Raw genomic sequence first — 22,309 nt, forward strand, 5'->3', positions numbered from 1 at the left:
GCCGTGTGCGAACACCGCGCGCGCGAGTTCCGTACGTGACATGCGTAGGCGCGCCTCGTACGCGTCGTACGTGAACTTCTCACAGCAACACCGTTCCAGGGAGCTGTTGTCCATGAGCGCCGAGTCAACGGGGCAGAACGAAGACTATCTCCGCGCCTTTCGGCGGCGCTTCCGCGACTGGAGGGGCAGTCGCCCCTTCTGGGCGGGCCTGTTGGTGCTGCTCGGCGGTTTCCCGATCATGTACCTGCCGTACGCGAACCTGCAGATCGGTCATCTGACGCTCGCCATGGCGACGACCGGTGGCGCCGGATCCCTCATCATCGGCGTGCTTCTGGTGGTGCTCGGGATCAGCCTGTGGTTCCAGCGGCACGTACGCACCTTCGCCGGTACCGCGGCGATCCTCCTGGCTCTGGTGTCGATCCCGGTCTCCAACCTCGGTGGCTTCGGTGTCGGCTTCCTGCTCTCGCTGGTCGGTGGCGCGATGGCCATCGCCTGGGCGCCTGGCCGCGAGGAGGCGGCGGTGCCGTCCACGTACAGCATGCCGACGCGCCAGGACACGGCTCCCCAGAACCCCCAGAACACGGCACAGCAAGGTCAGGTCGACCTCCACAAGGGCGACGCCCCGGAACCCGCCACGGCGGGCTCGGTGAACGGGGCGACGAACGGCGAGGGTGACGACCTGTCAGGTACCACCCCCACGAACGGGACGAACGGGAGGCACAGTGCCGGCTGACGAGGTGACCCACGGGACTTCGGTGGGAGAGTCCCGTGCGAGATCCGGACCGCGGCACGCGGCGCCCAAGAAGCCCCTTCTCACCCGGCTCAAGATGCCGGCGGGCAAGGCGATAGCCCTGGCGGCGATGCCGACGGCGGTCCTCATGGGTACGGGCTTCACGCCCACGCTCGCCCGCGCCGAGGACCCGGCGTCGCAGAGCCTGACGGCCGACGAGTACAAGGACTGCGTGGAGGCCCTGGAGGCAGCCGAAGACGGCGACGACGCCACGGCCTCGCCCACGCCCTCCCCCTCCGCCTCGGAGAGCGACGACACGGCGGACGACGACACGGCGACGGATGACGACACGCCGACGGACTCCGACACGGGCTCGGACGACTCGGCGTCGGACGACACCTCGTCCGACGACTCCTCTTCGTCGGATTCAGGTTCCGACGACACGGAGACGGGCGACACCGGCGAGTCCACGACCGAGGACACCGCCGGGAAGGAGGCCTCGGGCGCCACGGCCTCGCCGTCGCCCTCCGCCACCGAGACCGGCGGCAACGTCCTGGACGACATCGGCAGCGCGCTCGAGGACCTGTTCACGCCGGACGACAAGGAGACGTCGCCCAGCGCCACCCCCTCGGCCACGCCGTCCCCGTCGGCCACGGACGACACCTCCGGCTCGTCCGGGGACGGGGACACCGACTCGTCCGACTCGTCCAAGGACGCGAAGGACACCGCCGACGACGCGGCGGACAAGGTCGAGGACACCGCGAAGGACGTCACCGACACCGCCGAGGACACGACCGACGACACGGCTGACGACACCGCCGACGATGAGACCGTGTCCCCGAGCCCGTCGCCGAGCGACGGGGTGAACGCGGAGGACTGCCCGGCCGCCACGGACGACGAGAGCGGCGTCGAGCAGGGCATCCCGCCGCTGCCCGACGACCCGTGGTACCTGAACGCCAGCTCGCTGCTGCTGAAGGGCGCCTCCTACAAGGGCGTCGTCAAGGTGAAGACCGCCGACGGCTCGGTCAAGGAGGTCCTGAAGTACGTCGTCTCCGACGGCTCGGACATCGGCGACCTGCACCAGACCGTCGAGGACAAGCAGGCCGGCGTCACCTACCACGTGCAGGCCGGCAAGGGCACCACGTCCACCATCCGCGACGGCAAGACGGTCATGTACACCGAGAGCATCTCCGGCAACCTGCTCGGTCTGATCCCGGTCACCTTCGACCCGAAGCACCCGCCGCCGCTGGACATCCCGCTGATCTACTTCACCAATGTGAAGGTCGTCCAGGCGGGCCAGTTCGGCGGCACGCTCACCGTGCCGGGCATGCACCAGTTCATGACCGACTGAGCAGTCGCAATGACCGACTGAGCAGTCGCACAGGACCCGTTCGGGAGCCGCGCAACACAGTGAGGGCGCCCCCTGTCCGCAGGGGGCGCCCTCACTGTCGTACGTACGGCGGCCTGTACGGCCTCGGCGCGTCAGTCGCGCGCGCCGCCGCCCAGGTGGTGCACCCGGACCATGTTCGTGGTGCCGGGGACACCGGGGGGCGAGCCGGCGGTGATGACGGCGATGTCGCCCTCGTTGAAGCGGTTGAGCTTGACCATCTCGTGGTCGACCAGGTCGACCATCTCGTCCGTGCTGTTCACGAACGGCACGACATGCGACTCGACACCCCAGCTGAGCGCCAGCTGGTTACGGGTGGACTCGTCGGTGGTGTACGCGATGATCGGCTGGGACGCGCGATAGCGGGACAGCCGGCGGGCGGTGTCACCGGACTGCGTGAAGGCCACCAGGGCCCGGCCGCCGAGGAAGTCGGCGATCTCGCAGGCGGCACGGGCGATCGAACCACCCTGCGTACGCGGCTTCTTGCCCGGCACCAGCGGCTGGAGACCCTTGGAGAGCAGCTCCTCCTCGGCCGCCGCGACGATCTTCGACATCGTACGGACCGTCTCCAGCGGGTACGCACCCACGCTGGACTCCGCCGACAGCATGACCGCGTCCGCGCCGTCCAGGATCGCGTTGGCGACGTCGGACGCCTCGGCGCGCGTGGGACGGGAGTTGGTGATCATCGACTCCATCATCTGGGTCGCCACGATCACCGGCTTGGCGTTGCGGCGGCACAGCTCGATGAGCCGCTTCTGCACCATGGGGACCTTCTCGAGCGGATACTCGACGGCCAGGTCGCCACGGGCGACCATCACGCCGTCGAACGCCATCACGACGTCCTCCATGTTCTCGACCGCCTGCGGCTTCTCCACCTTGGCGATGACGGGGACCCGGCGGCCCACCTCGTCCATCACCTTGTGGACGTCCCGCACGTCGTTGGCGTCCCGCACGAAGGACAGCGCCACCAGGTCGCAGCCCATACGCAGCGCGAACCGCAGGTCCTCGACGTCCTTCTCGGACAGCGCGGGCACGTTCACGGCCGCGCCGGGCAGGTTGATGCCCTTGTGGTCCGAGATGACACCGCCCTCGATGACCCGCGTCAGCACCCGCGGACCGTCGACCTCGATGACCTTCAGCTCGACGTTGCCGTCGTTGATGAGGACCTGGTCGCCGGGGGCGACGTCAGCGGGCAGCCCCTTGTACGTCGTACCGCAGATCTGCTTGTCGCCCGGCACGTCCTCGGCGGTGATGGTGAACTCGTCACCGCGCACCAGTTCCACCGGACCCTCGGCGAAGGTCTCCAGACGGATCTTCGGGCCCTGCAGGTCGGCGAGGACACCGATGGCCTGGCCGGTCTCGGCGCACGCGGCGCGGAGGCGGTCGTAGCGGCCCTGGTGCTCGGCGTGGCTGCCGTGGCTGAAATTGAAGCGGGCCACGTTCATGCCGGCCTCGATCAGTGCGACAAGCTGCTCGTGGGAGTCGACCGCGGGGCCGAGAGTACAGACGATTTTCGAACGGCGCATGGGGCGATCCTATCGGTTTGTTTCGCTACGGAATATTCCGTCTGGTGGAATGCATATGGGCGGCTATGCGCTCAATCGTGTTACCGGTGTGTATTGCTCGGCTTGCTCGGCTGTTCTTTGCTCAGTTGTTCTTTTCTAAGCTCAGATGTTCTTTCCGGCCGGGTGGACCAGGGCGTACGTCTGTGTCGCGATCTCCAGTTCCTCGTCCGTCGGCACCACGGCGACCGCGACCCGCGCGTCGGCCGGTGAGATCAGTCGCGGCTCGTCACTCCGTACGGCGTTGAGCTCGTCGTCCACGGCCAGGCCCAGCTGCTCCAGGCCCGCCACCGCGGCCTCCCGCACGGGTGCCGCGTTCTCGCCGACCCCGGCCGTGAACGCGATCGCATCCACCCGGCCGAGGACCGCGCAGTAGGCGCCGATGTACTTCTTCAACCGGTGAATGTAGATGTCGAACGCCAGCTTCGCGCGTTCGTCGCCCTCGTCGATACGACGGCGTATTTCCCGCATGTCGTTGTCGCCGCACAGCCCGATCAGACCGCTCTTCTTGTTGAGGAGAGTGTCGATCTCGTCCGTGGACATTCCACCAACGCGCATCAAATGAAAGATGACGGCCGGGTCCATGTCACCGGACCGCGTACCCATCACCAGCCCCTCCAAAGGCGTCAGCCCCATGGAGGTGTCCACGCACTTTCCGCCGCGTACGGCGGAGGCGGACGCCCCGTTGCCGAGGTGCAGCACGATGACGTTCACGTCTTCCGGGGCCCTGCCCAGCAGCTCGGCCGTCGCCCGGGAGACGTACGCGTGCGAGGTGCCGTGGAAGCCGTAGCGCCGGATGCGGTGCGTGTCGGCGGTCTCGACGTCGATCGCGTAGCGGGCGGCCGACTCCGGCATCGTCGTGTGGAAGGCCGTGTCGAAGACGGCGACCTGCGGGAGGTCGGGGCGCAGCGCCTGGGCCGTACGGATACCGGTCAGGTTGGCCGGGTTGTGCAGCGGCGCCACCGGGATCAGCCGCTCGATCTCGGCGAGTACGGCGTCGTCCACGACCGTGGGCTCGGTGAAGCTCTGCCCGCCGTGCACGACGCGGTGCCCGATGGCGGCCAGCTCGGTCGAGTCGAGGCCGAGCCCGTCCTTCGCCAGCTCCTCGGCGACGGCCTGGAGGGCGGCCGCGTGGTCGGCGATCGGCTCCGTGCGCTCGCGGGAGGTGCCGCCGTCGGTGAGCGGGGTGTGCTTCAGCCGGGAGTTCTCCTCGCCGATGCGCTCGACCAGGCCCACGGCCAGCCGGTTGCTGTCGCGCATGTCGAGCAGCTGGTACTTCACCGAGGAGGAGCCGGAGTTGAGGACGAGGACGCGGGTGGCGGTCACGGTGTGCTTTCTGTGGGCGTTCACTTGGCGGTGGGCTGGACGGCGGGCGTGTGGACGGACGGCGTCTGGGCCTGGATCGCGGTGATGGCGACCGTGGTGACGATGTCCTGGACGAGGGCGCCCCGGGACAGGTCGTTGACCGGCTTGCGCAGCCCCTGGAGGACCGGCCCGACCGCGAGGGCGCCGGCTGAGCGCTGCACGGCCTTGTAGGTGTTGTTGCCGGTGTTGAGGTCCGGGAAGATCAGCACGGTTGCCTGACCGGCGACTTCGGAGTCGGGCAGCTTGGTGGCGGCGACACTCGGCTCGACGGCGGCGTCGTACTGGATCGGCCCCTCGATCTTCAGATCGGGCCGCCGGGACCGCACGATCTCGGTGGCCTCCCGCACCTTGTCGACGTCGGCGCCCGAGCCGGACGTACCGGTGGAGTACGACAGCATCGCGATCCGCGGCTCGACCCCGAACTGCCGGGCGGTAGCGGCGGACTGGATGGCGATGTCGGCGAGCTGCTCGGCGTTCGGGTCCGGGTTGACGGCGCAGTCGCCGTAGACGAGCACCTTGTCGGCGAGGCACATGAAGAAGACGGACGAGACGATGTCCGCGTCCGGCTTGGTCTTGATGATCTCGAACGCGGGCCGGATGGTGGCGGCCGTGGAGTGCACCGACCCCGACACCATGCCGTCGGCGAGGCCCTCCTGGACCATGAGCGTGCCGAAGTAGTTCACGTCGGACACGACGTCGTACGCCAGCTCCATGCTGACGTTCTTGTGGGCCCGGTACTGGGCGTACTTCTCCGCGAAGGTGTCCCGGATCTCGGAGGTCTGCGGGTCGAGGAGCTGGCAGCCGTCGAGGTCGATGCCCAGGTCGGCGGCCTTCTTGCGGATCTGGTCGACGGGCCCGAGGAGGGTGAGGTCGCAGACGCCCCGGCGCAGGAGCACCTCGGCCGCGTGCAGCACGCGCTCCTCGGTGCCCTCGGGGAGGACCACGCGGCGCCGCTCGGAGCGGGCCTGTTCGAGCAGGGTGTGCTCGAACATCATCGGCGTGATCCGGTCGCTGCTGGGCGCCGAGACCCGGGTGCGCAGCTCGGCCGTGTCGACGTACCGCTCGAAGAGCCCGAGCGCCGTCTCCGCCTTGCGCGGGGTGGCCGCGCTCAACTTCCCCTCCATGGAGAAGAGTTCGGACGCGGTGAGGAAGGACCCGCTCTCGACGGCGACCACCGGGGTGCCGGGCGCGAGCCGGGCGGCGAGGGTGAGGACCTCCTCGCTGGGCCGCTCGTTGAGGGTAAGCAGCACACCGGCGATGGGTGGGGTGCCCGCGCTGTGCGCGGCGAGGGCCCCGACGACGAGGTCCGCCCGGTCGCCCGGGGTGACGACCAGACAGCCCGGGGTCAGGGCGTTGAGGAAGTTCGGCAGCATGGCCCCGCCGAAGACGAAGTTCAGCGCGTCACGCGCCAGCCCCGAGTCGTCGCCGAGGAGCACCTTGCCGCCGAGGGCGTGGGTGATCTGGGCGACGGTGGGCGCGGCGAGCGCGGGCTCGTCGGGCAGGACGTAGGAGGGGACGGGGAGCGGCAGCCGGGAGTCGCCGAGGCGCTCGGCTATCTCGGCGCGGTCGGCCGGCGCGACCCGGTTCACGACCATGGCGAGGACGTCGCAGCCGAGCCCCGCGTACGCCCGGTACGCGTTGTGTGTCTCGGCGGCCACGGACTCGGCGGTCTGCTTCCGCCCGCCCACCACGGAGATCACGGAGGCGCCGAACTCGTTCGCGAGCCGGGCGTTGAGGGCGAGCTCGTCGGGGAACTGGGTGTCGGCGAAATCGGTACCCAGGACGAGGACCACGTCGTAGTCACGGGCGACGGCGTGGAACCGGCCGACGAGGGTCGAGACGAGCTCGTCGATACCGTGTTCGGCCTGGAGCGTGGACGCCTCGTGGTAGTCCATGCCGTACACGGTCGCCGGGTCCTGGGAGAGCCGATAACGGGCGCGCAGCAGTTCGAAGAGCCGGTCCGGGCCGTGGTGCAGCAGCGGCCGGAACACCCCCACCCGGTCGACCTGGCGGGTCAGGAGTTCCATGATCCCCAGCTCGACGACCTGACGGCCGTCGCCGCGGTCGATCCCGGTCACGTACACGCTGCGCGTCACGTGTGCTCTCCGTTTCGTGTGATGGTTGAGTTTGTGCGATTGCCGTGGGTGAAAATGACCGCTGCGGCGGACGGAAACCCTCTTGACAATACCCTTGTCGATGGATAAGGCGCCCGTCAGGTCGCGGCTCGGGCGGGTAGGTGTTACGGGCGCGGCGGCCCCCTGTGAGCCGTGAAACAATCGGACTGGCTCACAAGTACCAGCACCCAGCAGGATGAGCAGGAGACACAGGACGATGCGTATCGGAGTTCTGACCGCAGGCGGCGACTGTCCGGGCCTGAACGCGGTGATCCGGTCGGTCGTGCACCGAGCGGTCGCCCAGTACGGCGACGAGGTCATCGGCTTCGAGGACGGCTACGCCGGTCTCCTCGACGGCCGCTACCGCAGCCTCGACCTGGAGTCCGTCAGCGGCATCCTGGCCCGCGGCGGCACGATCCTGGGTTCGTCACGTCTCCAGCGGGACCGCCTCCGCGAGGCATGCGAGAACGCGCAGGACATGGCGCACCGGTTCGGCATCGACGTACTCATCCCCATCGGCGGCGAGGGCACGCTGACGGCCGCGCGGATGCTGAGCGACGCCGGTCTGCCGGTGGTCGGTGTCCCGAAGACGATCGACAACGACATCTCGTCGACGGACCGGACCTTCGGTTTCGACACGGCGGTCGGGGTCGCCACGGAGGCGATGGACCGCCTGAAGACGACCGCCGAGTCACATCAGCGGGTGATGGTGGTGGAGGTCATGGGCCGCCACGCCGGATGGATCGCGCTGGAGTCCGGGATGGCGGCGGGCGCGCACGGTATTTGTCTGCCGGAGCGCGCGTTCGACCCCGCTGACCTGGTGAAGATGGTCGAGGAGCGCTTCGCGCGGGGCAAGAAGTTCGCGGTCGTGTGTGTGGCCGAAGGCGCGCACCCCGCCGAGGGCACGATGGACTACGGCCACGGCGAGATCGACCAGTTCGGCCACGAGCGTTTCCAGGGCATCGGCACGGCCCTCGCGTACGAGCTGGAGCGCCGCCTCGGCAAGGAGGCCAAGCCGGTCATCCTCGGCCACGTCCAGCGCGGCGGCACCCCGACCGCGTACGACAGGGTGCTCGCCACGCGCTTCGGCTGGCAGGCGGTCGAGGCCGCGCACCGCGGGGAGTACGGGCGGATGACCGCGCTGCGCGGGACGGACATCGTGATGGTGCCGCTCGCGGAGGCGGTGACCGAGTTGAAGACGGTGCCGAAGGATCGGATGGATGAGGCGGAGTCGGTGTTCTAGGGATTCTTCCTAGTTCTAGGGGTTCTTCTTGGTGCGGGCTAGTACGGGCTGGTACGAGCTAGTACGAAGTTCGCTGGACCAGTGTCCAGAAGTGGTCGACGATCCGGTCCAGGTACTCGCGGCCGGCGGTCGTACGGCCCTGGTAGTCGGTGTGCATCTCCTGGAGGACGTCTTGCAGGAGGCGTTTGTCGAGGGGCAGGAGTCTGGCCGTCGGCCGTACGTAGGCCTGCCAGCGTGTGGTGACCGCGTTGTGGAGTAACTCGATCAACTTCGTCTCACGTCCCGTGACCGCGACGAGGTCGGGGAGCGCGAGGTCGAGTACGTCGGCGAGGGCGGCGGACTGGCGGTCCGTGCCACGCCATTCGTCGGTCTCCTCCATGCGCAGGTAGAGGGACAGGTCGATGCCGACCGCGTGCGCGACGTCCTCGGCGGCGAGTCCACGCGCTGTGCGGTGCTCACGCAAGGTCCGGGGCGTGCCGATGAGTTCACCCGGCGAGCACCACAACACGCCCGCGAGTGCGGTGAGTTCGGGACTCGTCGGCGCCAACATGCCGTGTTCCCAGGCGTTGACCATGTCCGGGGTGACATAAGGGAGCCCGTACGAGGTGCGCATTCCGTAGGCGACGTGCTCGGGTCCCATGCCGAGGGCCGTACGGAGTTTTCGGGCTGCCGGGGCGTTGAAGGGCGGGGCGGCTGCTTGGGAGTCCGGCTGCGGGTGTGGGGGCGGGGATGGGTGGGGGGACAGGTGCTGGGGCTGCCGTTCATGGGCTGAGCGTCGGTGCACGCGCACAACGTAGGGGTGTGGGGCTGCGGTGACTACGGGCTGTTCGGCCACAATCACGGATTGTAGGAAGCTACGGTTCCTGTGACTCGTGTTGTGGAAGTGACCTGAGTGCGGATCCTCGGGTATCCCTGGGTAGGGATGGCCGTATGACGAAGCTGGACGGGCACATACGTGAGCGCCTTCTCGCGCCGAACTACTGGCACTTGGCGACGGTCGGGCCGGACGGGGCGCCTCAGGTGTCACCCATGTGGGTGGACATCGAAGGGGATGGCGAGAGTGAGTACGTCATGGTCAACACGTCGGTGGGACGCGTGAAGGAGGAGAACCTCCGGCGCAACCCGAGTGTCTCCCTGTCCCACATTGATTCCGAGAATCCCTACGACCGGGCCGAGATCCGGGGGCGGGTGGTGCGGTTCGTGGAGGGGGAGGAGGCGTCGCGGTCCATGGATCGGCTCACGCAGAAGTACATCGGGGAGGAGCGGTATCCGTGGCTCCTCCCCGGGGAGCGGCGCCTGATGATTCTGATCGAGCCGGTGCGGGTGCGGAGGGTGGTGGGGGTGGAGCAGTTCCGGCCGGGGAAGCTGGGTTAGGGCGGGTGGTCAGAGCAGGTGGTCGGCCTTGCCCGCCGAGGGCGTACACCCGGGTCGTGCTCCAGACGTACGGGATGCGGGACATCGTCGATCCGGCGGTTCAGGTGGTGGGTGAACTCATCGCCTGCGCCTGGAAGTTCACGCCGGACACGGAGGCGTATCTGTCGCTGCGGTACCGGGACAGCGAGTTGCAGCTGGTCCTTTACGACGGGCATCGGCGGCATGGGCATCCGAAGCTGGAGGCGGCATGCGATGCGCGGAGGAGGGGTGCGTTGCGGGTCTTGGGGTGCGTGGTGCGGGCGTGTAAGGGGGAGTGGGGGTTTGGGGAGGCTCGGGAGCCTGGGGGTGGGACGCGTATGTGGGTGGTGCTGCCGAGGTGGGCGGCTCGGGGGTATTCGGGGGTGGGGTGAGGGGGCTATTCCAGGGCTTCGGCTGCTGCGCGGGCTCGGGCTGCTTCGGCGGGGGCATTGGCGCGGGTATAGGCGTCGGCGGCTTGGAGGTAGTGGGCGCGGGCTTCGGCAGGGCGATGGGTGTGCTTGTGAGCGAGAGCTAGGTTATGGAGGGTCCCACCGGCCCTGTACCAGTCCTCGAACTCCCTGTAGATCTCAAGCGACCTGCCGTGCGCCTCGATCCCCTCCGCCATCCGCCCCGCGTCGCGCAGAGCGTTGCCGAGGTTGTTCCACGCCATGGCCTCGTGATGGCGATCCTCGACGGCCTGGGCCAGGTCGAGGGCGCGGGTGTGCGCTTCGATCCCCTCCGCCATTCGCCCCGCCTCCCGAAAAGCGAGGCCGAGGCTGTTCCACGCCATGGCCTCGTGATGGCGGACTTCGTCGGCCTGGTACAGGTCGCGGGAGCGGATGAGGGCCTCGATGGCCTCCTGTACCCGGTCTGCCTGCCACAGGGCCAGGCCGAGGTTGTTCGACGCCATGGCCTCGCCGTGGTGGTCCCCGGTGGCTTGGAAAAGGTCGCGGGCGTGGGTGTGGGCGTCGATCGCCTCCTCCGCCCGGCCCGCCTCTCGCAGGGCGACGCCGAGGTTGTTCCACGAAACAGCCTCGTTGGGGCGGTCCTCGGCACGGTGCGCGGCCTCCCGAGCGGCATAACCAACCGCGGTCCAGTCGTCGAAGTGCCGCCGCCAGTTGAGATACTCCGCCAGGCACGCGGCCAGGTGCACCGCCGTCTTCGCGAACCTTGCCTCCCTCGCCCACGACACAGCAGCCACCAGCCCCGCCCGCTCCCTGTCAAACCACGCCAGTGCCTCCCCCCGGTCCGCGAACCGCTCCGGCTCCGCCAGCCCCGGCAACCACCGCAAACGCTCATCAGCCGCATACGCCCACGGCACGTAGAACCCCAACAACCGCTCCCGCGCTGCCTCCCCCTCCTCCCGCAACACCTCATCGCGGGCTACCACACCCACCCCGAACGCCCGCACCAAGTCGTGCAACCGCCATCGCAGCACGGAATCCGATCCTGTGCTGTCCTGGATCGGCGTAACGAGATATCTGGCAGCCAGGTCCTCCAGCAGGGTCAGGGCATGATGAGCATCTACGTCAGCCAGGGCTGCCACTGCCTCCGTGCCTGTCTCTGTTCCCGGCGCGAGGGCGAGGAGGCGCAGCAACCGGGCCTGGGCGGGTGGCAGGCGGCGGTATGAGGCCTCCAGGACGGGCCGGAGGACAAGCGAGCGGCCGTACAGATCTGTGCCGGGACTGCCGTTGTCGAGCACGATGGTCGGGTCCTCGGCCTCCTTGATCTCGGCCACGAGTGAGGCGATAGGACGGTGTCGACGTTGGCGGAGCATCGCGGCGGCGATCTGGAGCGCGAGGGGCAAGTGGCCGCAGAGGGCGGTGAGTTCGCGTAGGGCGTCCGGCTCGCGGGACGGGCGGGTGTCCCGTTCGTCGGCGTCGTGCAGGGCGCGGGTCACCAAGACGACGGACTCGTCCGGGACGAGGGCTTCGAGGTCGACGACGCGTATGGGGAGGGCGTTCGGGCGGTCCCTGGAGGTGATCAGTACGCGGTGCTGGTCCGTGCCGGGCAGTAGAGGGAGGTACTGGGACGGGTCGGAGGCGTTGTCCAGGATCAGCAGCATCCTGTCCTGCCGACCGGTGAGAAGCGCGCGGTAGGCGTCGTACTGCCGTTCTGTTCTCTCCGGCAAGTCACCGCCGCGTACGCCGAGCGCGTCGAGCAGGGCCAGGACCGCCTGATCCGCCGTGACCGGGTTGTCGTCGTAGCCGCGCAGGTCGACAAAGAGGGTTCCGCCGGGGAACCAGCCCCGTGCGCGGGCCCGGTGTGCCGCCTCCACGGCGAGCGCCGTCTTGCCGATGCCGCCCATGCCAGTGACGGCGGAGATGAGGAGTGGGAGGGCTGCCGTATCGCCGTTCGGGGTGGGTGCGAGGCGGGGTAGCAGGCGGTCCAGTTCCGCTGAGCGGCCGGTGAAGCCGAGAGGGCGGGGCGGGAGCGTGCTGGTCGCGACCGGGACCGGGCCGTGGACCTGCCCATGAGCTTGGTGGGCGTTACCGTCCGTCCGACTTGGCCGTGAAGGGGCCGTTGAAGGTGCTCCCCCGGAAGTCGAGGTGGTCTCCGCCGTAGACGGTGTTCTCGGTGGTGCGAAAGGGACCCTCCTTGGAGTCGGAGGATCCGCCGCCGCGTGGCCGGTGTTTGCGGAGGACGGCGACTGCCACGGCGGCGGCCTGCTTCGCGGCCAGTTGTTGGGAGCCGGAGGCATCGGCCTTGTGTTTGTTGCGGTTGGCGCGGTCGCTGATGCCCCGGATGACGAGGGCGTCCAACTGGCCGTTGAGGTGGGCCGCGTGGGCGGCGCCGGAGCCCTCCATCTCGATGGCACAGGCGTCGCTGTAGTGTCGGCGGATGTGTTCGGCGAGGGCGGACTTGTCGTCGGCGAGGACGACGTCACCGCAGGCGATCGGCTTGCGATGGCCTCGTACGTCTGCCATGTCCCGCAGTGCGGAACGGGCTGCCTGCACGAGCCGGTTCGAGCCGTGCCAGACCTCTGGCCGGGCGTGGAAGCCGTCCGGGGTCTGCTTGCCGCCGTGGATGGCGTACACCTTCGTGCCCACCACGACGTCACCGATCTCGATGTCGTCCTTGAGCCCGCCGGCGACCCCGACGAAGAGCAGGACCTCCGGGCGGAGCCAACCGACGATCTGGGTCGTGAGCGCGGCGGCGTTCACCGCGCCCTCGCCGAGCTCCGCGATCGCCACGGTCCACGAGGTGCCCTCGATCCGGCCTTGCTCGACTCGGGTCCCGTCCTCGTGGACAAGCTCCTCCGTGTCCTTCAGGTGCGCGCGTATGGCGTCGTATTCCACCGGGAGTGCGGTGAGGACTACTGCCGTTGTGGGCTGTGTGTCGGTCTTGGGCACTTGTCCACGGTACTGCCAAGTCGACGATGCGGCGGGGGCGTTGGCCTGCGTCGCATCGTGCTCGTCGCCAGCGCCGTTCCCTGTCGGTCAGACGGTGATGATCCCGATCGCGGGCTGCCCCGGCAGCTCCAGAGCCGCGGCGCACAGCTTCGGTATGTGGGAGCTGTCGGAGGTCACCAGGCGTACTGGTGGCAGGCACAGCGCGGCGGTGGCGACGACGACCGCGTCCACGAGACATTCGTGACCATCAAGGCCGGTCGCGTCCAGGAGGCGCCCCGCTGTGCGGATGACGGCGTCATCGACCGGCTTGACATCGAACCGGGACAGCAGGAACTCCAGACGCTTGCCTGCCTGCCCCGTGCGCCTGACTTCGAGTGGGGTGAGAGCGGGAACGGCGACGCGTCGTCCGTTCAGCTCGGCGGCTTTGATCCGCGCGCGCATTTCGTCGTCGCCGTCGACGTGGAGGGAAAGGCCCTGAGCGTCCAGCACGAGTGTGCCTCCGCTCTTGCTCATGGCCTTGAGGCGCTTGCTTACCATTCGGCCTCCGCACGCCGCAGAGCGTCATCGTCAACCGGTCCGAACTTGCGTTCGTCCGCTTCGATGACCTCCCGGAGCTTGGCCATGGCCAGCCACTGCTCCAGGGCCTCGGACACGACGGCCGAGAAGCCCGTCTTCCCTGTGCGGGCCTCGATCTCCTTTATGAGCGACTGGGGCAGGGAGACGGACCGTTTTCCGGCCCGCTCGGGTGTGGGGGAAACGGCATGAGTGCTCATCCTCAAAACGTAGCACCGCTGGTAGGAAGAAATCTACCTGGGGTCGGGGGTGCGGCTGCCCCGAGCGGCATCCTGCAGGTTGGAGCACCGCCACCCCATGCCTCCACTCACCCCTTGACCGCCCCACCCAAAGCAAACCCCCCACCCAACCGCCGAGCCACCCCCACATACAACAAAATCACCGGCGTCGAATAAATAACCGAGAACGCCGCCAGCTGTCCATAAACCACCGTCCCCCGATTCCCGAAGAACTCATTGATGCTCACGGCCGCCGGCATCTGATCCGGCGTAAGCAGCAGCATGAACGGGACGAAGAAGTTCCCCCACATCATCACGAACGAGAAGACCGTCACCACCGCCACCCCCGGCCCCATCAGCGGCAGCACGATCCGCACCAGGGACTGAAACGACGACGCCCCGTCCGTCCACGCCGCCTCCTCCAATTCCTTCGGTACGCCGTCCATGAAGTTCTTCATCAGCCAGATGGCGAACGGCAGTTGGGACGCGGTGAAGAAGAAGATCGTGCCCTGCATGGTGTCGATCAGGTTCACCTGCACGAACAGGGCGTACACCGGCACCATGATCGCCGTGATGGGCAGGCTCGTCGCGAAGAGGATCGTCAGGAGGAAGGGGCGGTTGAGGCGGGACCGGAACCGTGAGAGCGGGTAGGCGGCGAGGGCCGCGCACGCCACCGTCAGGGTGGTTCCTCCGCCGCACAGCAGCAGGCTGTTCAGCAGGGGCGTGAACGTGATGTCCGGGGTGAGGACCGCGTCGAAGTTGTCGAGGGTGAGGCCGTCGGGGAGCTTGACCCGCAGGTCCGCTCGCGGGTCCAGTGACGACAGGACCACCCACGCCAGCGGGAGCACGAACGCGGCCGCCACCACCAGCAGACCGGCGTCGGCAGCGAGACGGTGGCGGACGGTTCGGCGGGAGGCGGGGGTTCGGGTTACTCGGGCTCCTTGGGTTCTCGGGGGCAAAGGGTCACACCTCCGTTCGCAGCAGCCGTAGGTACAGGACCGAGAAGAGGGAGCCCACCACCAGGAGCAGCAGAGCCACCGCCGTGCCGTAGCCGATCATGCTTTTCTGGAAGGCCTCCTCGTACATGAAGAGGGGGAGCGTCTGGCTTTTGCCGCCGGGGCCGCCTCTCGTCATCACCCAGATCAGGCCGAAGACGGAGAGGGTCTGGAGGGTGATGAGCATCAGGTTCGTGCCGATGGAGCGGCGGATCATCGGGAGGGTGATGTGCCACATGCGGCGCCAGCCGCCCGCGCCGTCGACCTCTGCCGCTTCCGTGATCTCCTTCGGGATTTCGTTCAACGCTGCCGAATAGACCAGCATCGAGAATGCCGTTCCGCGCCAGACATTCGCGAACGAAACCGCCAATATCGGGAGTGTGTACAGCCAGTTCTGCGTGGGGAGGTGGAACCAGTCCAGGATGGCGTTCAGGGTGCCTTCGCGGCGGAAGAAGGCGTAGAGGAGGAAACCTGCCACCACCTCCGGAAGTACCCAGGCCGTGACGACGATTCCGCCGACGAGCGTGCGGATGGGTTTCGAGGCGCGTTGCATGAGGGCGGCGAGGGCGAGGCCCAGGGTGTTCTGGCCGAGCAGGGCCGAGATGACCGTGAAGACGAGCGTCAGCCAGACCGCGTTGAGGAACGCCTCGTCGCCGAATGCCGTGCGGAAGTTCTCGAAGCCGATGAAGGAGTCCTCGGCCTGGCCGGTGAGTTGGAGATCGGTGAAGGCGATGTAGGCGCAGTAGGCGATCGGGCCGGCGAGGAAGAGGAGAAGGAGGATGACGGCGGGGGTGAGGGGGAGGACACGGGGGAGGGCTCGGGTGAGGGAGCGGGTGGACGAGCGAGGGCTCACCCTTCTGTCACCTGGTCGTCCGTCGCTGCCTTCAGGTCCTCGTCGTACCGCTTCGCCGCGTCCTCGACCGATACGTCACCCGTCGTGACGCCTTCCATGGCCTCCTGAATCGCCGTCGAGACCTTTGGATACGCCGGGTACGCGGGGCGGTAGTGCGTGCTCGGGACGAGGTCCGTGAAGAACTTGATTCCGGGTTGCGCCTTTATGTAGGCAGGGTCGGCCGCCACGTCCTTCCGTACCGCGATGCCGGAATTGGAGATGTACCACTTCTGGGCGTTCTCCTTCGTCTGCATCGTCTTGATGAAGTCGAAGGCCAGGTCCGGGTTCGCCGACTTCGACGGGATCGCCCACGTCCAGCCGCCGGACATGCTCACCTTGCCGGGGGACTGGCCGTGTTGGGTGGGCATGGACGCGAGGCCGAGCTTCTCCGACCACTCCGGCCATTCGTGGCCGCTGCCCTCCAGCCAGTCCTGCGGGAGCCAGGAGCCGTCGAGGTTGATGGCGAGTTTGCCTTGGGGGAGGAGTTCGCCGCGGACTCGGGTGGCGATGTTGGGGTCCAGGGCGTCGGAGACTTCCGGGCCGAGTTTTTCCTTGAAGACCGTTTCTACGAACGTCAGGGCGTCCTTGAAGCCCTGGGTTCCGGTCTTCCATTTCTTGGACTTCTCGTCGTACAGGGGGTCAGCGCCGGAGGCGGTCGCGGCTTCCGTGCCGTAGAGGAGCATTTCGAAGCCCTGCATGGTGGCGGCCTCGCCCGCGGGTTTGCCCGTGTAGACGTTCAGGGGAATGACGTCCGGGACCTTTTCCTTCACCGTGCGGGCGGCGGTCAGGATGTCGTCCCATGTCTTCGGCTGCCAGTCGGCGGGGAGGCCGGCCTTCTCGAGGATCGCCTTGTCGAACCACAGGCCCCGGGTGTCCGTGCCGTCCGGAATGCCGTACGTCTTGCCGTCCTCGGCCTTCGCCGCCGTCTTGGCGGTGTCGATGAACTGGTCCCAGTCCTTCCAGTCGGCCAAGTAGTCATCGAGGGGTCGCAGGTATCCGCTCGTAATGTCCGAGTTGATCAGGAACGTGTCCTCGTACACCAGGTCCGGGGCCGTCTTGGGGGACCGCAGCATTTGCTGGACCTTGGTGTAGTACTCCGAGTCCGGGGCCTTGATCGGGACGAGTTCCACCTTCTTGCCCGGGTTCGCCTTCTCGAACTGCTTCTTGATGTCGGCGAGGAAGGTGTCCAGGACGCGGATCGAGTTGTCCGTGGACTGTTTGTAGGAGACCTTCACCGTGTCCGGGTCACTGCCGGAGCCGCTGCCACATGCGGTGAGTGTGGTCGCCGCGGTGGCCGCGAGGGCGAGGAGGAGGGGGATGCGGGGGAGGCGGGTGATTCGGCGGGGGAGAGGTGCGGTGGGGCGCACGGGCACGACCTCCTGCTGGCTACGTCGTTGTGGCCTTGGGTGGTGCCCGGTGACGGTAAGGGGGGTGGTCTAGTCAGGTCAATGCGTCTGCGGCTGCTGGCCGAGGGTGGCTTTAAGGTACTTCCAGGGGACGCGCAGGGGATGGGGGACACCGTGGCGCAGGAGCGGGACGGCGATGTCAGCGTCGGGCAGTTGTTGCTCGCCGAGTACCAGACCATAAAGGACGAGCAGAAGACCCGTATCGGGTTCCGGGACAACCTTCTCTACGTCACCCTCACTGTCGTCGCCGCCGTCATCGCTGCGACGGCCCAGGCCAAGCAGCCGGCCATGCTGCTCGCGCTCCCGCCCGTGTGTGTCGTGCTCGGCTGGACCTACCTCGTCAACGACGAGAAGATCTCCGCGATCGGGGCGTATGTGCGGGGGGATCTCGGGCCGAGGGTCGCACAGGCGGCCCGACTCGCTGCCGCCGACAAGGTGTTCGCGTGGGAGACCGCCCATCGCTCCGACGCACGGCGGCGCTCCCGCAAGGCCGTCCAGTGCGGGATCGATCTGCTCGCCTTCTGCGTCGTTCCGCTCGCCGGGCTGCTCGTCTACTGGGCCAGCGGTAAGACCAGCCCCGGGCTCGTCGGTCTCTCCGTCGTCGAGGCCCTCACCGTCGTCGGGCTGGGGGTCCAGGTCGTCGTGTACGCCCGGCCGTTCAGCTGACCAGGCACTACGAGCCCGGCTGCCCCTTCACCCACCTGTACTGCAGCTCCGGCCGCCCCACCTGCCCGTACTGGGGACTCCGGGCCGCCCGCCCCGCGTCAACCAAGTGCTCCAGGTACCGCCGAGCCGTGATCCGGGAGATGCCGACCGCCTCGGCGACCCCCGCTGCCGTCAGGCCCTCGGCCGCGTCCCGAAGAGCCACCGTCACCCGCTCCAACGTCGGCGCGCTCAGACCCTTCGGCAACGCCGCCGGGCCGGGCGCTCGTAGCGTCGCCAGCGCACGGTCCACCTCGTCCTGGCCGCTCGCCTCGCCCGCCGCCGCATGGAACTCGGCGTACCGCACCAGGCGGTCACGGAGCGTTGCGAACGTGAAGGGTTTTAGGACGTACTGGACTACGCCCAGCGAGACGCCCTCTCGGACGACGGTGAGGTCGCGGGCCGACGTGACCGCTATCACGTCCGCGTGGTAGCCGGCCGCGCGGAGGGAGCGGGCCAGTTGCAGGCCGTGGACGTCGGGGAGGTGGAGGTCCAGCAGGAGTAGGTCCACCGGGGTGCGGTCCAGGGCACGGCGGGCCTCCGCGCCCGTGTGGGCCTTGCCCACGGCCGTGAAACCGGGGACGCGGCCGACGTACAGCATGTGGGCGTCGGCGGCGACCGGGTCGTCCTCCACCACCAGCACTCTGATGGGGTCCGATGGGGTCATGAGTGATCGCCTCCAGGCGCGGCGGGCTGAACAGGGGGGCGATCGGCGGGTCGGGCGGGCAAGGCAGGGGGAACGGCCCCTGCGGAAGCACCGTCGGCGGAATCGCCTTCGGCAGCCTCGCCGGTCGTACGCAACGGCAAACGCACCTCGAACTCCGCACCACCCCCGGCCGCCTCCGACACGGTCAGCGTGCCCTCGTGGCGGCGTACCACCTGCCGGACGAGCGCGAGGCCCAGACCCCGCCCGTCCGGGCCCGACGGCTTTGTCGTGAAGCCTCGCTCGAAGACCAGCTCGGCGTGGGCGGGGTCCACACCCGCGCCCGTGTCGGCGACCTTCAGGACGAGTACCGAATCGTCGGTGTGCGCCACGACCGTCACCCGTGCCCCCACCGAACCCTGTGCCGCGTCCACCGCGTTGTCAATGAGGTTGCCGAGGACCGTCACCAGGTCCCTCGCGGGGAGGGACTCGGGGAGCAGGCCGTCGTCGATGCGGCTGTCGTCCGAGACGACCAGTTCCACGCCCCGCTCGTTCGCCTGGGCGGCCTTGCCCAGGAGCAGGGCGGCCAGGACCGGCTCGCTCACCGCTGCCACCACCTGGTCCGTCAGGGCTTGCGCCAGCTCCAGTTCCGCCGTCGCGAAGTCCACCGCCTCGTCCGCGCGTCCCAACTCGATCAGCGAGACGACCGTGTGGAGGCGGTTCGCGGCCTCGTGGGCCTGCGAGCGCAACGCCTGCGTGAAGCCCCGTTCGGAGTTCAGTTCGCCCATCAGGGACTGGAGCTCCGTCACGTCCCGGAGGGTGACCACCGTGCCGCGGCGCTGGCCGCCCGAGACCGGGGAGGTGTTGACCACCAGGACCCGTTCGGCGGTCAGAAGCACCTCGTCGACCCTCGGCTCGGACGACAGCAGGGCTCCCGTCAGGGGGGCGGGCAGGCCCAGGTCGGCCACCGACCGGCCGACCACCTCCTCCGTCACCCCGAGCAGCTCCCGCGCCCCGTCGTTGATCAACGCCACCCGGTACTGGCCGTCGAGCATCAGCAGGCCCTCGCGTACGGCGTGGAGGGCGGCCTGGTGGTAGTCGTGCATATTGCTGAGCTCGGCGGCGTTCATGTTCTGGGTGTGGCGGCGGAGGCGGGCGTTGACGATATACGTGCCGAGGCCGCCGAGGACGAGGGCGCCGGCGGCCACGCCGAGCAGGGCCGTCAGCTGGTCCTGGACGCGGTCGCTGATCGCCTGGACCTTGATGCCGGCGCTGACGAGGCCGATGACCTCGCCGTTCTCCATGATCGGCGTGACCGCGCGGACGGACGGGCCGAGAGTGCCCGTGTAGGTCTCGGTGATGGTGCCGCCCTGCTGTGCCTTCTCGATGTGGCCGACGAATTTGCGGCCGATCTGCTTGGGGGAAGGGTGCGTCCAGCGGATGCCGTCGTAGTTCATGATCGTGACGAAGTCGACGCCCGCGTGCTTCTGCACCTCGGTGGCGTACGGCTGGAGCCGCTCCGTCGGCTCGGGGGTGTGGATCGCCTCCCGTACGGAGGGGGAGTCCGCGACCGTGACGGCGACGGCCAGGGCCTGGCGGGTCGCCGCCTCCTCGGCCTGGCTGCGGTCGCTGACGTACGTGAACAGCGCGTACCCGGCCACGACGGCCGCGATCAGCACCGCCTGCACGGCGAAGAGCTGGCCGGCCAGGCTGCGGGGGCGGAGGAGGGACGGGACGCGCATGCCAACAGTCTGCATCGGCGCGTCAGCGTGAACTAAATGAACGGAAGGGTGACCGCCCTCACACGGCGGGCCATAGTCACCTCATCGACATGGCCAGCACCTGGACATCGACAGGGAGTACGACTCCCGACCCGGGACCCCACACCCGAGCCGCCGGGAGCCCGTCTCTCACCCGCTGAGAGCCGGTTTCCACCCACTGGAGCGGACTCCCAACCACTGGGAGCACGCCTCTCATCCACCGGGAGCCCGCCGGCTTCCACCGCCGGGAGACCGGCTCCCACACCCCCCGGGAGTCCCCCGCTCCCAGCGCCGGGAGCCCGGTCTCCCGTACGGGAGACCCCGAGCTCCCACCCGGGAGTCCGCTCCCGACCCACACGGTCTCCCACCCCTGGGACACCGTCTCCCGAATTCCCCCGGTCGTGAGCCGCACGCCGGAAGAACGAGCCGACGACGTCGTCGACGAGGAGGGCAGCCGTGGCCAGCACCACAAATACGGCACCTAACGCACCCGCCGCCAAGCGGGACCGTACGCACTACCTGTACATCGCCGTGATCGTGGCCGTGGCCCTCGGCATCGCCGTGGGTCTGATCGCCCCCGACCTCGGGGTCGAGCTGAAGCCCATCGGTACCGGCTTCGTGGCCCTGATCAAGATGATGATCTCGCCGATCATCTTCTGCACCATCGTGCTCGGCATCGGTTCCGTACGGAAGGCGGCCAAGGTCGGCGCGGTCGGCGGTATCGCCCTCGCCTACTTCACGGTGATGTCGCTGGTCGCCCTCGGCATCGGTCTGGTCGTCGGCAACATCGTGGAGCCCGGCACCGGCCTCGCGGTCACCGACGCGATCAAGGAGACCGGTCAGGCGCAGGTGTCGGCCGAGGCCAAGGACACCACCGAGTTCCTGCTCGGCATCATCCCGACGACGATCGTCTCCGCGTTCACCGGCGGCGAGGTCCTCCAGACCCTGCTCGTCGCGCTGCTCGCCGGCTTCGCGCTGCAGGCCATGGGTGACGCCGGTCAGCCGATCCTGCGCGGTGTCGAGCACATCCAGCGCCTTGTCTTCCGCATCCTCGCCATGGTGATGTGGGCCGCCCCGATCGGTGCCTTCGGTGCCATCGCCGCCGTGACCGGTTCCGCCGGCCTCGACGCCCTCAAGAGCCTCGCCGTACTGATGCTCGGCTTCTACGTCACCTGTTTCCTCTTCATCTTCATCGTGCTCGGCGCGCTGCTGCGGATCGTCTCCGGCCTCAACATCCTCACGCTCTTCAAGTACCTGGGCCGTGAGTTCCTGCTGATCCTGTCCACCTCCTCCTCCGAGTCGGCGCTGCCGCGCCTCATCGCGAAGATGGAGCACATGGGCGTCAGCAAGCCCGTCGTCGGCATCACCGTCCCGACCGGCTACTCCTTCAACCTCGACGGCACCATGATCTACATGACCATGGCGTCCCTGTTCATCGCCGACGCCATGGGTACGCCGATGTCGGTCGGCGAGCAGATTCCGCTGCTGCTCTTCCTGCTGGTCGCCTCGAAGGGCGCGGCGGGTGTCACCGGCGCCGGCCTCGCGACCCTCGCGGGTGGCCTCCAGTCCCACAAGCCGGCCCTCGTTGACGGCATCGGCCTCATCGTCGGCATCGACCGCTTCATGAGCGAGGCCCGCGCCCTCACGAACTTCGCGGGCAACGCGGTCGCCACGGTCCTCATCGGCACCTGGACCAAGGAGATCGACAAGGAGCGCGTCAACCAGGTTCTCGCCGGGCAGCTGCCCTTCGATGAGAAGACGCTGCTGGACGACGGGCATGGGGAGCCGGCGCCTGCGGCTGAGTCAGAAGGTGAGAAGGAGCTCGCCAAGGCGTAAGCGCTCTTCGCTGGGGGCGCCGTTTCCAAGCGCGTAGGACTGCAGCGTCGTAGGTAGGCCGCAGGTTCGTTGTGGCTGGTCGCGCAGTTCCCCGCGCCCCTAAAGGGCGCGGCCCCTGGCCCCAGGTCTCAAGGCCCC

Annotated in this window: 20 protein-coding genes; 7 read left to right on the top strand and 13 right to left on the bottom strand. The window is 68.5% G+C overall.

Features of this window, described 5'->3' with window-relative positions; all coding sequences use genetic code 11:
* Window positions 1–112 precede the first annotated feature (112 nt).
* Window positions 113–733 (top strand): DUF6114 domain-containing protein, encoded by a 621-nt coding sequence (locus F3T56_RS31660; RefSeq protein WP_149828778.1) that lies wholly within the window; start codon window positions 113–115, stop codon window positions 731–733.
* On the top strand, window positions 723–2,081 hold the full coding sequence (locus tag F3T56_RS31665; protein ID WP_172639233.1) for a hypothetical protein: 1,359 nt from the start codon (window positions 723–725) through the stop codon (window positions 2,079–2,081). Before F3T56_RS31660 ends, F3T56_RS31665 begins: the two co-directional genes overlap by 11 nt.
* A 131-nt stretch (window positions 2,082–2,212) precedes the next feature.
* On the opposite strand, the gene pyk is transcribed toward F3T56_RS31665, so the two are convergent.
* The 3 genes from pyk to pta all read right to left on the bottom strand — a co-directional run bounded on the left by pyk (window position 2,213) and on the right by pta (window position 7,140).
* Window positions 2,213–3,643 (bottom strand): pyruvate kinase, encoded by a 1,431-nt coding sequence (pyk, locus tag F3T56_RS31670; protein WP_149828780.1) that lies wholly within the window; start codon window positions 3,641–3,643, stop codon window positions 2,213–2,215.
* A gap of 141 nt (window positions 3,644–3,784) precedes the next feature.
* Window positions 3,785–5,005, bottom strand: coding sequence for an acetate kinase (locus F3T56_RS31675; RefSeq protein ID WP_149828781.1), 1,221 nt, complete (start codon window positions 5,003–5,005; stop codon window positions 3,785–3,787).
* 20 nt (window positions 5,006–5,025) lie between these two features.
* Window positions 5,026–7,140, bottom strand: coding sequence for a phosphate acetyltransferase (pta, locus tag F3T56_RS31680; RefSeq protein WP_149828782.1), 2,115 nt, complete (start codon window positions 7,138–7,140; stop codon window positions 5,026–5,028).
* A 235-nt stretch (window positions 7,141–7,375) separates the two neighbouring features.
* Between pta and F3T56_RS31685 the strand changes: the two genes are divergently transcribed.
* Window positions 7,376–8,401 carry an ATP-dependent 6-phosphofructokinase gene (locus tag F3T56_RS31685; protein WP_149828783.1) on the top strand — a complete coding sequence of 342 codons (1,026 nt, stop codon included), beginning with the start codon at window positions 7,376–7,378 and terminating at the stop codon, window positions 8,399–8,401.
* Between the two features lie 58 nt (window positions 8,402–8,459).
* On the opposite strand, the gene F3T56_RS31690 is transcribed toward F3T56_RS31685, so the two are convergent.
* Complete coding sequence (locus tag F3T56_RS31690; protein ID WP_149828804.1) at window positions 8,460–9,146, bottom strand: helix-turn-helix domain-containing protein; 687 nt, start codon at window positions 9,144–9,146, stop codon at window positions 8,460–8,462.
* 185 nt (window positions 9,147–9,331) lie between these two features.
* Here F3T56_RS31690 and F3T56_RS31695 point away from each other — a divergent pair, with 185 nt between their 5' ends.
* The gene (locus F3T56_RS31695) at window positions 9,332–9,775 is read left to right on the top strand and encodes a PPOX class F420-dependent oxidoreductase (RefSeq protein ID WP_149828784.1); all 444 of its coding nucleotides are present in this window, start codon (window positions 9,332–9,334) and stop codon (window positions 9,773–9,775) included.
* A 56-nt stretch (window positions 9,776–9,831) separates the two neighbouring features.
* On the top strand, window positions 9,832–10,185 hold the full coding sequence (locus F3T56_RS31700; protein ID WP_149828785.1) for a sensor histidine kinase: 354 nt from the start codon (window positions 9,832–9,834) through the stop codon (window positions 10,183–10,185).
* A 5-nt stretch (window positions 10,186–10,190) separates the two neighbouring features.
* Here F3T56_RS31700 and F3T56_RS31705 read toward each other — a convergent pair whose 3' ends face one another.
* The 7 genes from F3T56_RS31705 to F3T56_RS31735 all read right to left on the bottom strand — a co-directional run bounded on the left by F3T56_RS31705 (window position 10,191) and on the right by F3T56_RS31735 (window position 17,191).
* Window positions 10,191–12,101, bottom strand: coding sequence for a tetratricopeptide repeat protein (locus F3T56_RS31705; RefSeq protein WP_246204090.1), 1,911 nt, complete (start codon window positions 12,099–12,101; stop codon window positions 10,191–10,193).
* Between the two features lie 181 nt (window positions 12,102–12,282).
* Window positions 12,283–13,146 carry a 5'-methylthioadenosine/S-adenosylhomocysteine nucleosidase gene (mtnN, locus tag F3T56_RS31710; protein WP_149828786.1) on the bottom strand — a complete coding sequence of 288 codons (864 nt, stop codon included), beginning with the start codon at window positions 13,144–13,146 and terminating at the stop codon, window positions 12,283–12,285.
* A gap of 87 nt (window positions 13,147–13,233) precedes the next feature.
* Window positions 13,234–13,683 carry a hypothetical protein gene (locus F3T56_RS31715; protein ID WP_149828787.1) on the bottom strand — a complete coding sequence of 150 codons (450 nt, stop codon included), beginning with the start codon at window positions 13,681–13,683 and terminating at the stop codon, window positions 13,234–13,236.
* Window positions 13,677–13,919: a hypothetical protein gene (locus F3T56_RS31720; RefSeq protein ID WP_149828788.1), complete on the bottom strand. Its 243-nt coding sequence runs from the start codon at window positions 13,917–13,919 to the stop codon at window positions 13,677–13,679. Before F3T56_RS31720 ends, F3T56_RS31715 begins: the two co-directional genes overlap by 7 nt.
* Before the next feature lie 107 nt (window positions 13,920–14,026).
* Entirely contained in the window at window positions 14,027–14,896 is an 870-nt protein-coding gene (locus F3T56_RS31725) for a carbohydrate ABC transporter permease (RefSeq protein WP_149828789.1), read from the bottom strand.
* Window positions 14,897–14,900: 4 nt separating this feature from the next.
* Entirely contained in the window at window positions 14,901–15,785 is an 885-nt protein-coding gene (locus tag F3T56_RS31730; RefSeq protein ID WP_149828790.1) for a carbohydrate ABC transporter permease, read from the bottom strand.
* Entirely contained in the window at window positions 15,782–17,191 is a 1,410-nt protein-coding gene (locus F3T56_RS31735; RefSeq protein ID WP_425473672.1) for an extracellular solute-binding protein, read from the bottom strand. The genes F3T56_RS31730 and F3T56_RS31735 overlap by 4 nt, the downstream gene beginning before the upstream one ends.
* A 141-nt stretch (window positions 17,192–17,332) precedes the next feature.
* Between F3T56_RS31735 and F3T56_RS31740 the strand changes: the two genes are divergently transcribed.
* Window positions 17,333–17,896, top strand: a complete 564-nt coding sequence (locus F3T56_RS31740; protein ID WP_149828791.1) for a hypothetical protein — start codon at window positions 17,333–17,335, stop codon at window positions 17,894–17,896.
* A 7-nt stretch (window positions 17,897–17,903) separates the two neighbouring features.
* Here F3T56_RS31740 and F3T56_RS31745 read toward each other — a convergent pair whose 3' ends face one another.
* Both F3T56_RS31745 and F3T56_RS31750 read right to left on the bottom strand, forming a co-directional pair.
* Window positions 17,904–18,599 (bottom strand): response regulator, encoded by a 696-nt coding sequence (locus tag F3T56_RS31745; protein WP_149828792.1) that lies wholly within the window; start codon window positions 18,597–18,599, stop codon window positions 17,904–17,906.
* A complete protein-coding gene (locus F3T56_RS31750; protein WP_149828793.1) occupies window positions 18,596–20,317 on the bottom strand; it encodes an ATP-binding protein in 1,722 nt (573 codons plus the stop codon). The genes F3T56_RS31745 and F3T56_RS31750 overlap by 4 nt, the downstream gene beginning before the upstream one ends.
* A gap of 474 nt (window positions 20,318–20,791) precedes the next feature.
* On the opposite strand from F3T56_RS31750, the gene F3T56_RS31755 reads away from it, so the two are divergent.
* On the top strand, window positions 20,792–22,171 hold the full coding sequence (locus tag F3T56_RS31755; protein ID WP_149828794.1) for a cation:dicarboxylate symporter family transporter: 1,380 nt from the start codon (window positions 20,792–20,794) through the stop codon (window positions 22,169–22,171).
* Window positions 22,172–22,309: the final 138 nt, after the last annotated feature.

It is taken from the genome of Streptomyces tailanensis (assembly GCF_008386495.1).
GTDB lineage: Bacteria > Actinomycetota > Actinomycetes > Streptomycetales > Streptomycetaceae > Streptomyces > Streptomyces tailanensis.